This window comes from Winkia sp. C0117E2, from assembly GCF_056590455.1.
The window spans coordinates 24,537-38,322 of the sequence record NZ_JBWPWD010000008.1 but is presented as its reverse complement, the minus strand read 5'-3'; the positions used below and the strand labels follow the sequence as shown (position 1 = coordinate 38,322).

The 13,786-nt window shown below is 55.9% G+C and carries 10 protein-coding genes and 3 tRNA genes; 7 read left to right on the top strand and 6 right to left on the bottom strand.

Annotated features, from left to right (window positions below; translation table 11 throughout):
• Genes cas3 through cas2e form a run of 3 tightly spaced genes read left to right on the top strand, consistent with a single transcriptional unit; the run spans position 1 to position 3,820 of the window.
• Complete coding sequence (cas3, locus tag AC1EKG_RS10080) at positions 1-2,601, top strand: CRISPR-associated helicase Cas3' (protein WP_481067850.1); 2,601 nt, start codon at positions 1-3, stop codon at positions 2,599-2,601.
• Positions 2,601-3,545 carry a type I-E CRISPR-associated endonuclease Cas1e gene (gene cas1e / locus AC1EKG_RS10075; RefSeq protein WP_004807171.1) on the top strand — a complete coding sequence of 315 codons (945 nt, stop codon included), beginning with the start codon at positions 2,601-2,603 and terminating at the stop codon, positions 3,543-3,545. The genes cas3 and cas1e overlap by 1 nt, the downstream gene beginning before the upstream one ends.
• Entirely contained in the window at positions 3,545-3,820 is a 276-nt protein-coding gene (gene cas2e / locus AC1EKG_RS10070; RefSeq protein WP_004807173.1) for a type I-E CRISPR-associated endoribonuclease Cas2e, read from the top strand. Before cas1e ends, cas2e begins: the two co-directional genes overlap by 1 nt.
• Positions 3,821-4,065: 245 nt before the next feature.
• Here the strand turns inward: cas2e and AC1EKG_RS10065 are convergent, their stop codons facing one another.
• The 3 genes from AC1EKG_RS10065 to AC1EKG_RS10055 form a co-directional block, all read right to left on the bottom strand.
• A complete protein-coding gene (locus tag AC1EKG_RS10065) occupies positions 4,066-6,267 on the bottom strand; it encodes an AAA family ATPase (protein WP_004807174.1) in 2,202 nt (733 codons plus the stop codon).
• Between the two features lie 96 nt (positions 6,268-6,363).
• Positions 6,364-6,789: an ABC transporter ATP-binding protein gene (locus AC1EKG_RS10060; protein ID WP_004807177.1), complete on the bottom strand. Its 426-nt coding sequence runs from the start codon at positions 6,787-6,789 to the stop codon at positions 6,364-6,366.
• 25 nt (positions 6,790-6,814) lie between these two features.
• The gene (locus AC1EKG_RS10055) at positions 6,815-6,997 is read right to left on the bottom strand and encodes a hypothetical protein (RefSeq protein ID WP_141740542.1); all 183 of its coding nucleotides are present in this window, start codon (positions 6,995-6,997) and stop codon (positions 6,815-6,817) included.
• Between the two features lie 299 nt (positions 6,998-7,296).
• Between AC1EKG_RS10055 and AC1EKG_RS10050 the strand changes: the two genes are divergently transcribed.
• Positions 7,297-8,739, top strand: a complete 1,443-nt coding sequence (locus tag AC1EKG_RS10050) for a quaternary amine ABC transporter ATP-binding protein (RefSeq protein ID WP_004807179.1) — start codon at positions 7,297-7,299, stop codon at positions 8,737-8,739.
• A complete protein-coding gene (locus AC1EKG_RS10045) occupies positions 8,736-10,508 on the top strand; it encodes an ABC transporter permease/substrate binding protein (RefSeq protein ID WP_004807182.1) in 1,773 nt (590 codons plus the stop codon). Before AC1EKG_RS10050 ends, AC1EKG_RS10045 begins: the two co-directional genes overlap by 4 nt.
• Before the next feature lie 320 nt (positions 10,509-10,828).
• Here AC1EKG_RS10045 and AC1EKG_RS10040 read toward each other — a convergent pair.
• The 3 genes from AC1EKG_RS10040 to AC1EKG_RS10030 all read right to left on the bottom strand — a co-directional run bounded on the left by AC1EKG_RS10040 (position 10,829) and on the right by AC1EKG_RS10030 (position 11,134).
• Positions 10,829-10,901, bottom strand: a tRNA-Phe gene (locus tag AC1EKG_RS10040).
• 38 nt (positions 10,902-10,939) lie between these two features.
• A tRNA-Asp gene (locus AC1EKG_RS10035) sits at positions 10,940-11,013 on the bottom strand.
• A 48-nt stretch (positions 11,014-11,061) separates the two neighbouring features.
• A tRNA-Glu gene (locus AC1EKG_RS10030) sits at positions 11,062-11,134 on the bottom strand.
• A gap of 204 nt (positions 11,135-11,338) precedes the next feature.
• Here AC1EKG_RS10030 and AC1EKG_RS10025 point away from each other — a divergent pair.
• Both AC1EKG_RS10025 and msrB read left to right on the top strand, forming a co-directional pair.
• The gene (locus tag AC1EKG_RS10025; RefSeq protein WP_004807184.1) at positions 11,339-13,384 is read left to right on the top strand and encodes a mechanosensitive ion channel family protein; all 2,046 of its coding nucleotides are present in this window, start codon (positions 11,339-11,341) and stop codon (positions 13,382-13,384) included.
• Positions 13,384-13,785 (top strand): peptide-methionine (R)-S-oxide reductase MsrB, encoded by a 402-nt coding sequence (gene msrB, locus AC1EKG_RS10020; protein WP_004807185.1) that lies wholly within the window; start codon positions 13,384-13,386, stop codon positions 13,783-13,785. Before AC1EKG_RS10025 ends, msrB begins: the two co-directional genes overlap by 1 nt.
• Position 13,786 lies beyond the last annotated feature (1 nt).

The following is a 13,786-nucleotide window of genomic DNA, read 5'->3' as shown; positions in this document are numbered from 1 at the left end:
GTGGACATCCACCAGCGGATTTGGGCGAAAGAGATAGGGCTAGACCGCCCGTACCCGCTTCTTGCTCACTTGCTGGATACGGCGGCAATTGCCAAGCAACTTTACATGGGCTGGCTGCGGCCAGGGCTGCGCGAGCAAATTGCCGAAGACTTAGCTGACGGCGACCAAACAGAGACGGTAAAGATAATTGCCTACATCGCCGGTACACATGATATTGGCAAGGCAAACCCTTACTTTCAGGCCCAACCGCGCAACAGCAATGAGGCTTTTGAGCGTATCCGAGCGGCCATCTTACAAGAAGAGCAGTGCACTTTCTTAGATGAGGACGAAATTCCGGTACCACCAAGTGCTAAACCCTATCTGACCAGGCATGAGCGTGTGGGTGCGATCGCGTTAAGCCCGAAACCGCTCGAGGCCGGTACAAACTTGCGCCGCGCCTGGTGGGGGATACCCGCGCTTGGCCACCACGGGCGCTTTACAGAACCTGCCGAAGAAGAACGGCAGGAACAAGAACTTGAACGAATCCTGGTCACACGTAACTGGGAACCCATTCAACGAGACCTCCTAGAGGCTATGAAAACCGCGTGCGGCATTAGTGAATTACCCAGACTGGCCTCTGGAGTTACTACTGTGCTCTTGGCGGGGCTAGTAATACTAGCCGATCGGATAGCTTCGGGAACCGACTGGGTGCAGGCGCGCGCTAACCTCGCCGCTGATGGGCAAATTAGCCTTGAAAAGCCAAAACATTGGATAGACAAGGCAGCTACCTCCGCGTTAGAGCGAATAAAAAACACCCTTGGGATTTATAAGGGATGGGAAAACCAGCAGGCTGCAATCGCCGAGATACTTGGCGGGAACCAGCCTAGGCCATTGCAAGAAGAAGCTATGCGAGTAGGGGGAGGCATCTGGAACGTTATGGCCCCTACCGGGGGAGGGAAAACTGAAGCGGCCATATTACGTCATTCCACCCGGGATGAACGCCTGATCTTTTTGTTGCCCACGCAAGCGACTTCAAACGCTTTGATGCGTAGAATCCACAAAATCTATGAGCACACGCCTAACGTGGCCGCCCTGGCACACGGATTAGCATCAGTCGAAGATCTCTACGCGCAACCGGTTACCGTTGCCTCCGATAAAAAAGAGGGCGGCTTATACTACACAGATTTCGTGAAAAGCGGCAGTTCCCGCCTGCTGGCTCCCATATGCGTAGGCACAGTGGATCAAGGGTTATTAGCTACTTTGCCGGCAAAATGGACCCATCTGCGTTTACTTGCTTTAGCTAACGCGCACGTAGTCATTGACGAGGCGCACACGCTGGACCCTTACCAAACGAAACTCGTAGAGAATCTACTAGAATGGTTGCGGGCAACAAATACCCGCGTGACACTACTGACCGCAACACTTCCTAGCCAACAGCGCACTGATTTTTTGAACGCCTACTGTGGGAAACCTCCAACCGGTAAAACCCATTTTCCTGCCTCAGAAAATCTCCAGGTTGGCGAGTGCGAAGGAAAACTCTCCATCCCAACAGTGCGTGAATACAAAATAGCTTTCACCACCGAAAATATCGCCTACGATGCGTTGGTCTCAAACCACGTAACCTGGGTGAAAAAGATGCGCGCTAAATACCCTAAAGCACGCATTGGGATCATCTGTAACACCGTAGAGCGGGCGCAAAAAGTAGCCAAAGAAATAGGTGAACACACAATCATCTTGCACTCGCGTATGACCGCAGAACACCGCAGACAAAACGCTGAGCTACTAGAAAAAACTATCGGGCCAGACAAAAAAGGTGAAGGCCTAACAGTGGTGGGTACCCAAGCAATTGAGGCATCACTCGATATTGACTTAGATGTAATGAGGACGGAATTGTGTCCGGCGCCCTCGTTAATTCAACGTGCTGGCCGTGTTTGGCGGCGTGAAGATATAAATCGATCCCTCAGGATTCCAGGCGCTGTGCATCTACCCATGACTGTTGTGAAGATCGACAACGATGCTGGTTTCCAGGTGCTCCCTTATTTTGATGCCGAACTGAGCCGTACTTGGAAATGGCTCAACGGCCATCACATGATGAAAATGCCCGATGACTGCCAGGACTTTATTGATTATTCTAAAGTAACTTTAGATACTATCGTTGAAGATTTTGAGGGAGCGACGGAACAGCTCGCAGATGAAGTGCTCAAAGCGCAAGAAGGCCTGGCTGTCGCCAACAAACTCGGTGACCTTACGAAAAAAGGGGTGACGTTGGGGACACTGATAGCAATGACGGCCCCGAAAGAATCCAGCGAGAACGAGGCGTCCACCAGATTCATAAAAAGAAATACTATTCAATGCATATTGGGCGATCCGACTGGGGTTATACCCGGCGGATGGGGAGGTAGCGCAGAGAGACTTTTAGCCGCACGCGGTAGTGACCAGGAGCTGATCAAGGCTGCAATGCGTGGTTCAATTCCTATACCAGAAGGCAGCAAATATGCGGCTATTCTGGCAGAGAAAGTAGCTTTAACACAATCAAAATCGCTCTTAGCAAGATACTACTTCATTCCTAACGCGCTCCAATTCTATGACCCAAACGTGGGTTTAACTGTTGGTGATAACTAGTGCCCTACTCCCAAGATGCGTTGACATTTTCAACTATTCCCACTAACCATCAGGTGAGATTGGAAGACAGGGTTAGTTACCTCTATTTGGAATACTGCCTAATTCGTCAAGATCGCACTGGAGTTATCGCAATAAGGGAGGGCGAAGGCCGCGACCGGAATGGGCCTAAAACTGCCAAGTTACAAGTTCCTGTTGCTGGTATGGCAGTGCTTTTGCTCGGTCCGGGAACGAGCTTGAGCCACGCCGCTGCTGTTTCGTGCGCAAGATCAGGCGTAGTAATAATGTTCTGTGGCGGGGGAGGAATAAGTTGTTACACTCACGCCAGCCCCCTAACCTCATCGGCGAAATGGGCTATAGCGCAAGCCCGTCTGGTTGCCAGCGAGGAACATCAGATTCAGGCTGCCCTATACCTGTATAAGCTGCAATTAGGCATCGAAAATATGCCCGGTGGAACCATTAATGCGATGCGGGGACTTGAAGGGCGCACTATACGTAACGTGTACAAAGCACAAGCCAAGAAGTACGGAATAAAGGGATTTAGGCGCGATTCTAACGGAGACGATGTGGTGAATGTCAGTTTGAATCTTGCGAATTCGATACTCTACGGCTGCGCTGGGGCGGCCTGTTCCGCGATAGGCGTAAATCCTGCACTCGGAATAATACATAGAGGTAATGTGCGATCATTACTTTTTGATTTAGCTGATCTGTATAAACCAACTATGACCATACCGCTGGCTTTTTCTGCGACAACTGCTGAAGACCCACTCATATTCGTTCGAAGGAAAATTAGGGCAGCCATATTCGAAAAACATGTAGTGGTTAGGATGTTGGATGCTCTGATGCAGGTTCTATCACCGCATCTTCCCCGTCGTGACGACGACCGTTTGATCGGATCGGTCGGGGAAGAGGTATCTGGGCATATTCAGTATGGCAAGGACTCGTAATGTTTGCGGTTGTCACGGCTACTGCGATACCGGATCATCTACACGGATACCTAAGTAGATTCCTGTCTGAAGTTTCTCAAGGGGTATACGTAGGTAACGCTTCACCTGTTGTAGTTGAAAATCTTTGGGAACGCTGCAATGAAGCTGCAAGCGGGGGCGTTTTGACACTAATTGTTTCTAACAATGAAAACGAACAAGGGTTTGAAGTTCGCACATGTGGCGATGCTAGCAGGCAGATAGTAGACATCGATGGTATTCAATTAGTGGCGCACTAGCACCGGGCGTGTGTGAGCTTGCCTCGGTTGGGCGGCCCGGGAACTGTTCTAGTTCAGACGAGCTGTAGCCACGCGAGAGTGAGCAACTGCCCTGTAAAATTGCTGGTGGACTTTTCCCTGCGCGAGCGGGGGTAATTCCCATCTTTATCGAAAGTGTGGCTAGCCCCCCGCCTTTTCCCGCGCTGGCGGAAGGCAATTGCAAAGGTATACCGGCCCCTACCGCGCCACTCTGCCCTAGGAAAATACTAGATTTCGCCTTGGACTTTGGCCCAGGTGAGGAATTCGGTGGCACTGTAGATTGGTTTGCCTAACGTGCGTGCCTTGCGGGCTTTCACTGACATGCTGGATGTGTCTGCAGCGATCAGCAGGTCGCAGCGGGTTTTGGTTACTGACGATTTTACTTCCAGCCCGACTGATACAGCGAGGAGTTCCATGTCTGAACGCTCGTAGGTTTTGTTGCCGTCGTAGGCGGTGCCCGTGAAACAAACCCGGGTTCCCTGCTTTAGCAGGTCCGCCAACGGCATTTGTAATCCGGCGTAACGGTAGTGCACATGCTGGTCGTATTCGATATTGAAACGGTCGACTATTTGGCAAGATTCGGCGGTCAGATCCATGTTCTGGAGCCGCTCCTGCAACATTTTTGCCACCACTTCCACGTAACCGAAAGGCACGATCTTGCCGGCCCCGCGCGGCAGCGCCCAACCCGAAACGCTGGTGGTGGCTGGCTGGTAGGCGTACAAGTCGCCCTCTACGGTAGCCGACGCAGCCAACGACGCCACTTCGAAGGCGGTGTCCGCATGCGCGTTCCCCTTAACCTGCGCGAGGGCAAAATGCTTTAGCGGAGCCACAATCCCCGTCCGCTTCAACTCGTCATCGAACACCTTCAGCGCGTGGCGGGCGTTGGCCGTGACCACGCCCGTGCCCTCAATTATCGGCTCAATCGCGGGCCAAAGCTGTGCCAGGGTGGGCGCCAACTGTAAATCTGCGGCACTCACACCATAGCGTTCAGCCGCGTCGCCCACATCCCGCGTGGGGTTCACAAGTGACGTGAACGCCCACCCGTCCTCACGCAAAATAGCAACCTCGAGCGGGCGCTGGAACCCGTCCTTGCGGCCACAAAACAGCGCCCCCAAAAACGTGCGCTCCTGGGTGCGCTTTCCAAGGCGATCCGCTAAGAACTCGCGCACCCGCTGGTCCACTTTCACGTCCCGAGGGCGAATATGCCGGCGCAAAACGATTCCCTTCAGGGACTTGCACCTAGACAGGGCCACGTAGAGCTGACCGGGAGCAAAAATCCCCCCGGACAGATCAATTAGGGCGTGCTCTAGGGTTTGCCCTTGCGACTTGTGGATGGTGACGGCCCAGGCAAGCTTGAACGGCAGCTGCGTGAATGTGCCCACCACCTGGTTAGTGAGCGAACCTGCCGAAAGCGCCGGACGCGTCACCTCCCACGTGTGCACACCGACGGACACAACATTCCCACTGCGCAGCCGCACCTGCACCTCAATATCCCCTTCGGGGAAGGCCACGGATTCGACCACCCCCAGTGAGCCGTTAACCCACCTGCCAGCCGCATCATTATTGAGCAGCATCACCTGGGCGCCAACCTTGAACTCCAGCTTGTCCTCGGTGGGAGCTTCGAAGCGTTTCGTGTCGCCGCTACGGGCAGCAAAATGGGTGTGCAACTGCCCGTCGAGGGCGTCCAGGCGGCGGCGGTTGCGCGCCCTCACTACCCTGTTGGTGGTTGCGATGGTAAGCCAAAATTCGCCTTTGGGTGGTTCAAAATCAGGGTCGACGCGTGCGTTCAAAGCGGACATAACCTGCTCGTTGACGTCCCCTGAACGCAGTTCGCCCAGCAGGGAGGCAAGGTTTGAATCCCCTGCTTGGCGGAACTGGTGGGTGAGCTGTACTGTGGGGAAGCGCTCCGGGAAATAGTGAGCTGCCGAGAAAAAGTAGGGGCTGGAGTAGGCCTCAGAAAAATATGCTTCTTCGGCGGTAGTAACTACCGGCGGCAGTTGATACAGGTCGCCTACGAGCACCACCTGCACCCCGCCCAGTGGTGAACCGGGGTTGGGCCCGTATCGTTCTAACGAGTAACACACCATGTCGAACAGATCGGCCCGCACCATGGAAGCTTCGTCGATAATCAGAGTGTCGAGCTGCGAAATCAGCCCCGCGAACCTGCCTGGCGCCGCCTGCCCCATGCGCACCTCGTCGACCGTAGTAGAGGGGGCGAACGAAAAAAGCCTGTGCAGGGTGTAACCGTTCACGTTCAGCGCTGCCACCCCCGTAGGTGCGGCTACCACCACGTTCTTTGTGGTCTGTTGGACGAAATGCCGTATTAGAGTGGATTTGCCTGTTCCAGCATTGCCAGTGATGAACAGTGACCGGCCTTGACGCAACAGGTCGAGCGCGCGGACAAAATCGTCAGTCATCTGGATAGGCATACCCACATTGTGCCACCTGCCCCTGACAGCTGATGGCGGTGGCGTGGTGGCCGCGGTGTTAGTTTCTTTAGTGCGAGGGCGGCTGGGCTCGCCCCCCTAAACTTGGGCTTGGCCCCTTGAACTTAGGAATAATTGTTCCCGCGTCGGATGGGAAACATTTTCCACTAATTCCCCATCGCGTAGCACAACGGCCCGCTGCGCCTGAGCTGCCACATCCAGATCGTGGGTCACCATGACAACCGCGGTGCCTTGGCGCCCAAGCTTAGAAAGTTCATCTATTACTAGGGCACTGGATTTAGAATCCAAAGCCCCTGTTGGTTCGTCGGCAAAAATTACGTGAGGCTTCACTGCTAGAGCTCTAATTATTGCTACCCGTTGGCGTTGTCCCCCTGAGAGCTGGGCAGGGTAGTAGTTCTTTCGCTTGGACAAGCCAAACTTCTCGAACAAGTTATCTAGTTCTGATTTTGCTAATTTCTTAGAAACGAAACGCAAGCCCAGCTTGACATTTTCCGCTGCTGTCATGGAGTCCACCGGGTTATATTGAAACTCACGATTTAGAGATTAGGATGGCTAAGACGAAGTAAATGACGTTCTTAGTTCGGTTGAGCATGTCGAAGGCGCTCCCGACGGATGCTGTTGCTACTTCGAGGGGCGTGAACACCAATATGGACAGCGCGGCAAGACGGACCTGGTTTCCGCCATCTGCCTGGGCTGGCCGTGCTCTTGGCAAAGTCTGTAAATCCGCACTGTCAAACTAACGTAGCGCCCCCGGAGCTTTCTCCGCGAAATCTGCAGTATAGTACCGATACTCGCCCATATATGGGGCCCTTCTCTTGAAACGTTATGTCCTTTCTGAGACAGTAAGTGTGGATCATTCTTGTCCGCATGAAATTGTGGGCGTGCGAATGTGCGCCATTTCCCCGAACCCTAAAGAAGGTGTTTTATCGCCGATTCCAGCTATAACTGAACACATTGCAGGCCGCGAAAGATTAGCGATCTTTAGCCCCTGCACGCACCCCGAAGGGAAACATGAACATCCTCGAATGCGACCATGTTTATAAGATCTTTGGAAGGGACAAAAAGCAAGTAGTTCAAAAGCTCAAAGACGGCGTCGATCCTAAATCGATAAAAGGCGCCACGGTAGCTGTGAACGATGTTTCTTTCGACGTAAAAGAGGGCGAAATATTTGTTGTCATGGGCCTGTCAGGCTCGGGCAAATCGACTTTACTGCGAACACTAAATGCCCTCGGCCCCGCAACAGCGGGCACTGTGAAAATTAAAGGCACTGACATTACCAAGCTGAAGCCAGCTGAGCTGCGCAAGGTGCGCCAGCAATCCATGTCGATGGTTTTTCAGCATTTCGCATTACTTCCCCATAGAACAGTCTTAGAAAATGCTGCCTACCCGCTCGAAATTGCGGGTGTCAGCAAAGAAGAGCGCGAGGCGAAAGCCCGCCACGAACTGCAAGTAGCCGGCCTCGAAGGGCGCGAGGATTCCTACCCCTCGCAGCTTTCTGGCGGCATGCAACAGCGTGTGGGTTTGGCTCGCGCGTTGTGCGCCGAGGGCGACATTTTGTTAATGGACGAAGCATTCTCCGCCCTCGACCCCCTTATTCGCCGCGATATGCAGGAGCTGCTGCTAGAAATTCAGGCGCGCTCCAAGCGGACCATTATTTTTATTACTCACGATTTGAACGAAGCCATGCTGCTTGGCAATCGCATTGCGGTTATGCGCAACGGCCAGATTGTTCAGGTTGGTACAGCCGAAGAGATTCTTACGAATCCGGCCAACGACTACGTGGCCAAATTTGTGCAGGATGTTGATCGTTCGCGCGTTATTACGGCCTCTTCGATTATGCGCCGCCCCGTGATGCGCATATATCTAAACGATGGCCCCAGGGTGGTTTTGCGCAAGCTCGAGGAAACCGATTTGCAAGGCGGCTGGGTTACAGCCTCTGGCGACAGGCGCCTGCACGGGTATGTCGAGGGCGACGAAATCGCTGACGCCCTCAGCAAGAATCCTAACCTGGACACGATCCGGGACCTGGTGCACTATTCGCACCCGGGTATTTCGGCGGACACTCCGCTTTCGGAAATCATTTTGCCGTCCGCTTCCAAGCCGATCCCCGTGCCCGTTGTTTCTAAGGACGGCCGCTTAGAGGGGATAATCGGCCGTGTGGCCCTACTGCGCGCCCTTGGCGAGGGCAGCGGAAACGAGGTCACTCCTGTTTCTACCGGCTCTATTCCAAAGGTGGATCAGTCTAGTTCGCCCACGCAAGAAGGGTCGGGTGCCAGTGCCAGCAGCAGTGCCAGTGAGGGCCCCAAAAACGCCACCGTTGACGGTGGTCGAAGCAGCGCGCGCGAGGGCGTAGCGCCAGCCTCCGACACCGCTTCCGCCGCTCCCGAAAACAAGGCGGGGCGTGGTTCTGGCCCGGCTGCGGGTTCTACTGTTCAGGAAGGTGATGCCGAATGATGCCTATGGTTCTTGATTCCTTCCGCATCCCGTTGGGCGGCTGGGTATCGGGCGCGGTCGATTGGATGATCGCTTCCTGGTCTGGCTTCTTCAACGTGATCTCAACTATCTTCCAGGGTATTAACGATGTGTTGCAGGCGATCTTGCTGACGCCCCCATTTTGGGTGTGGATCTTGGTGTTCACCCTGCTTGGGTGGTGGGCGAAGGGCTGGAAGCTTGCCCTCGGCTCGTTCCTAGGGTTCATGCTGATCTACGGCATGGATCAGTGGGACAATGCTATGCAATCGTTGGCGCTGGTCATACTGGCTTCAGCCATAGCTATCCTTATAGGTATTCCGCTGGGTATTTGGGCGGCCAGATCTAAACGCGTTTCGGCGGTGCTGCGCCCAATCTTAGATTTCTTGCAGACCATGCCAGCGTTCGTCTACCTGATCCCGTTCGTCGTGCTGTTCTCGGTGGGCGTTGTGCCCGCCATTGTGGCTACGATCCTGTTCGCTATTGCCCCGGCGGTGCGCTTTACCGAACTGGGCATCAAACAGGTTGACAAAGAGGTAGTCGAAGCGGCCTACGCTTTTGGCGCCACCCCGCGTCGCGTCCTTTTCCAAGTGCAACTGCCCCTGGCGCGCCAAACCATTATGGGTGGCGTAAACCAGGTGATCATGCTGTCCTTGTCGATGGTTGTAATCGCCGGCATGGTTGGTGCTGGTGGCCTGGGTGCAGATGTAGTGACTGCGCTGAACCGCGTGAACATGTCTCTCGGCGCCGAAGCTGGCCTGTCCGTGGTGATCTTGGCGATGTTCTTAGACCGTGTTACCGGCTCGCGGGCTGGCCGTAAGGCTGCGGCAGGCGACGGTGTTGGTGGCAAGTCTGTTCTGGATCGCATCGTAAAGCCGGCTGCGCTGTTGGCGGCCCTGGCGTTGGCTTTGGGCTGGACTGCCGTGGGCGCTTTCGGTAGCAGCGCGGGTTCCGATAAGACGATCCGCATTGGTGTGGCTTCCGGTTGGGACGAGGGCGTAGTCATTTCGAACGCTATGAAGGTCGCCCTCGAAGAGCAGGGCTACAATGTGAAGCTGCAAGACGCCGAGGTGGGGGTCATCTTTACTGGCCTCGCCGAGGGCGACTTCGACCTGCTGATGGACGGCTGGCTGCCCACCACCCACAAGGACTACGCCGAAAAGTACGGCGACCAGATTCAAGATTTTGGCGCTTGGTACGACAATGCGAAGCTGACCATTGCAGTGAACAAGGACGCGCCCATCGATTCGCTGGATGAGCTAGCCGCCAACGCGGACAAGTTCAACAACGAAATTATTGGCATCGACGCAGGTGCGGGCCTTACGCGCGTAACTAAGAACCAGGTTATCCCGCAGTACGGGCTCGAGGATATGAACTTCAAGATCTCGTCGACGGCGACCATGCTGGGAGCCCTCAAGGGGGCCATGCAATCCGGCGACGACATAGTGGTGACCCTCTGGTCCCCGCACTGGGCCTACGACGCGTTCGACATCAAGGATCTGAAGGATCCGAAGGGCGCGCTAGGCGGAGCCGAAAAGGCCCACTCCTTCGGCCGCGGCGACTTCTCGAAGGACTACCCCGAAGTTGCCGACATGCTAAAGCACCTGAAGGTCTCAGACGAAGAGCTGTATTCGCTTGAAAACTACGTGCTGAACAAGAAGGAAGGGAAGAACCTAGTCCAGGACACTCGCGACTGGATGGAAAAGAACCCCGACTTCGCCAAGCGGCTGAAGGTCAAAGAACCAGCCAAATAGGCGGATAGCCGCACAAACGCGGATTGTCTCCGCCTTAGCCCCTACCCGCAGGGTTTCCCCCGGGTAGGGGCTTTTCGCTTAACGCCGAGGGCGGCTGGTTGCTGGGTTGTTACTGCGGCTGGACTATTGCGACCGAACCTTGGTCTAGAGCACCACCGTGCGCGTGTTCGCCCTTGGCTTGCGACAAAACACCATGTCTCGCGAAAGTTGATCAAGGCTCGCGGCAGATTTCCCGTGGGTTACGCGCCGCGGCCCCAAAGGCTGGGCGTGAGCGCGTGCATAAAAAAGAGGCCGCAACTGAAGTTGCGACCTCTGGGCTGTGGCTCCGACCGGCGTCGATCCGGTGACCTTTCGATTTTCAGTCGAACGCTCTACCAACTGAGCTACAGAGCCTTTCTTAGACAAAAACCCGGGAAACCCGGGTCTGTCAGCGACCCTGACGGGACTTGAACCCGCGACCTCCGCCGTGACAGGGCGGCGCGCTAACCAACTGCGCTACAGGGCCATGGTAGGCAATGCCTAATATATTCAGTTGTGTCGCCCTTGGCGACCGTACCCCCAACGGGATTTGAACCCGTGTCGCCGCCGTGAAAGGGCGGTGTCCTAGGCCGCTAGACGATGGGGGCCTATTTATTTGGCTCCCGAGCGTTTCGGCTTTCGCCGTCTCCCTCGGACTCGATAAAGCTTACTGGAAAACCTTTGCGAACACAAAATTGTTTTGGCGTGAGCCTGGTCACCGTCCAGTTTTAATTTAAACGGCGGCCAAGATTACACGTCTTTAATTGGGATTCATCAGGCCTAATTGTGTCCACTCGACTAGCCTGGAATACATGATCTGCTCTGTGGTCGCCCGCGCTTTTGCGGGCGCTAACTCCGTGTTTCACCAGGCGCAATGGGTGTTGCTGCCAGCAGCTGATTCGCCCTCGCCATCGCCTAGTCCGTCTGAATCGGGCTCGCTACCGTCCACCGAGGACATATCTAAAACGGTCGACAAGGCCACCCAGGGCACGGTCGACATTTTGAATCTTTTAATGTGGGCGGCCATTGGGGCGGGCATCGGGATTGCGCTGATGTTCCTTTTGCACTTGATTATTGGTGTGGTGGCTCATAGGCAGCGTTTTGTGCGGCTGGTAAAGAACCGGATTATCGTTCCCGCCTATTTCACCTGTGCGGTGTTCGGCGCCCACCTTGGGCTGTCCTATGCCTTCGACCCGTCGGATTCAGCCGCCTCGTGGGTGCCCGCCGCAAAGCACGCCGTACTTCTGTTGGGCTATGCGGGCATCGGCTGGTTGGCGTTCGCGGCAGCCGGGGTGATCGAGGACGTAACTGCCAGGCAAAAGGAGCGGCACGATCGCAAGGCCCGCCGCATCGAGACACAAGCCCAGGTGCTCCGGCGCGTATTACAGGCAGTAATAATCGTGCTGACCATTATCGGAATGGCACTCACCTATCCTGCTGCGAGGGCGGCGATGGCTTCAGTCCTTGCCTCCGCCGGCATTGCTTCGTTGATTGCCGGTCTTGCTGCTCAGTCCACTTTGGCGAATATGTTCGCCGGGTTGCAGGTGGCGTTTGCGGATGCGATTCGCGTGGGCGATGTGGTCATGATTAAGGGGCTGGATGGCGCTGAATTGCAGGGAACTATTGAGGAGATAACTCTTACCTATGTGGTAGTTCTGCTGTGGGATGACCGCCGCATGATCGTGCCTTCCACCTCGTTCACCCAGCAGCCGTTCCAGAACCTGACTCGCCAAACCCCACAACTGCTCGGTGCTGTGGAGCTGTCTCTGGACTGGTCTGCCCCCGTTTCGCAGATTCGCGCCGAGGCCGACCGCCTACTTTCGTCTTCAGACCTGTGGGACGGCCGCTCTGCCTCCGTGCAAGTGTCTGCTTCGAATGAACGGTACATGACCGTGCGCATTGTGGTCAGCGCTGAAAACTCTGGAAAGCTCTGGGATTTGCGCTGCTACCTGCGCGAACGCCTCTACGCCTGGCTGGTGTCCAATGCCCCCTACGCGCTGCCGCGGCACCGGTGGGTGCAACAGGTGGTCCAGCAGATCAACCAGGACGTTTCTGAAGAACGCGTCGCCCACCTGGCGCAGGAGCTAGCCCAAATTTCCCGCACGGATGCGGATACGGCCTCGGACATGCAAATAGACAAACTGGATACGGCCGAAGCGATCAAGCAGGTGCTGGCGCGGGGAGAGGGGCGCGCTAAGCAACCCGGGCAGAAGAACCAAAAGAACCAGAAGGGGCAGAGAGGCCAAAAGAAGAACCAGCGAAATGACAAGGCTGCCTCGTCGATTCACGAAGCCCGCTTGCAGGCGGCGAAAAAGAAGGCCCGGCGCCAGATCAAGCGGCGGTCGTTGCGCTCGCGCGGGATCGCCATGCCTCGCACCGGTCAGGAAACTTCGATCCTGCCCACCCAGCCGCTTGCACCCAAGGATGCCGCCGCCGTTGCGGTAGCTGTAGCGAAGCAGGCTAGCGAGCACCCCGGGAGCAAACGTCGCGGCAAGAAGCGGAATGCGCCCTCGGCGGAAACCACCCCAGATGTGGCGCAAACTCAGGTGCTCGCTACCGTCTTGGAGCAGCAAGAACGCGATGCCCAAACCGTCGCGCCGGAAATGGAAACCACCATGTCGGATCGCATGTTCTCGGGCAGTCCCGAGGCTGAAGAGCGCGGCCAACAGCTGTTCTCTGGGCCCCACAATGAAGAGGTAGAGGGCACTGCCCAGCAAGAGGACTCACCTGCGCAACAGAAGGGTGAGGCCGGTACCGTTAAAGCAGAGGCTGCCCCGCCCGCGAATAAAACAATCGACGTGACGGATGCGGGCACTTCAGAAACGAAGCTAATGCCAAAAATTCAGGAGGACGAATAATGGCCGAGGACTTTTCGAAGCTGACCGAAGCTGACTGGCGCACCCGGCTGACTCCCATGGAATACCACGTGCTGCGCGAGGCCGGCACGGAACGTCCGGGCACTGGGGAGCTGCTAAGCGAGGATCGGGAAGGAGTCTACACCTGCCGCGCCTGTGGGGCGGAACTGTTCCGCTCGGATACCAAGTTTGAATCGGGCTGCGGCTGGCCTTCCTTCTACGACCCGCAGAAGGCGGCGGTGAACATCTCTACGGATACCTCCCATGGCATGGTTCGCCAGGAAGTGCGCTGCGCCCAGTGCAATTCGCACCTTGGGCACGTGTTCCCGGATGCTCCGCAGACCCCTACTGGGGAGCGCTACTGCATGAATTCGGTGGCCCTTTCCTTCGCTCCTAAAGGCTAGT

Bases quoted from the DNA above. Each gene is read 5' to 3' on its own strand.
- msrB (WP_004807185.1), top strand. From the start codon at position 13,384: ATGGCCGAGGACTTTTCGAAGCTGACCGAAGCTGACTGGCGCACCCGG.
- AC1EKG_RS10065 (WP_004807174.1), bottom strand. From the start codon at position 6,267: ATGCCTATCCAGATGACTGACGATTTTGTCCGCGCGCTCGACCTGTTG.
- AC1EKG_RS10050 (WP_004807179.1), top strand. From the start codon at position 7,297: ATGAACATCCTCGAATGCGACCATGTTTATAAGATCTTTGGAAGGGAC.
- cas2e (WP_004807173.1), top strand. From the start codon at position 3,545: ATGTTTGCGGTTGTCACGGCTACTGCGATACCGGATCATCTACACGGA.
- AC1EKG_RS10060 (WP_004807177.1), bottom strand. From the start codon at position 6,789: ATGACAGCAGCGGAAAATGTCAAGCTGGGCTTGCGTTTCGTTTCTAAG.
- AC1EKG_RS10045 (WP_004807182.1), top strand. From the start codon at position 8,736: ATGATGCCTATGGTTCTTGATTCCTTCCGCATCCCGTTGGGCGGCTGG.
- AC1EKG_RS10025 (WP_004807184.1), top strand. From the start codon at position 11,339: ATGATCTGCTCTGTGGTCGCCCGCGCTTTTGCGGGCGCTAACTCCGTG.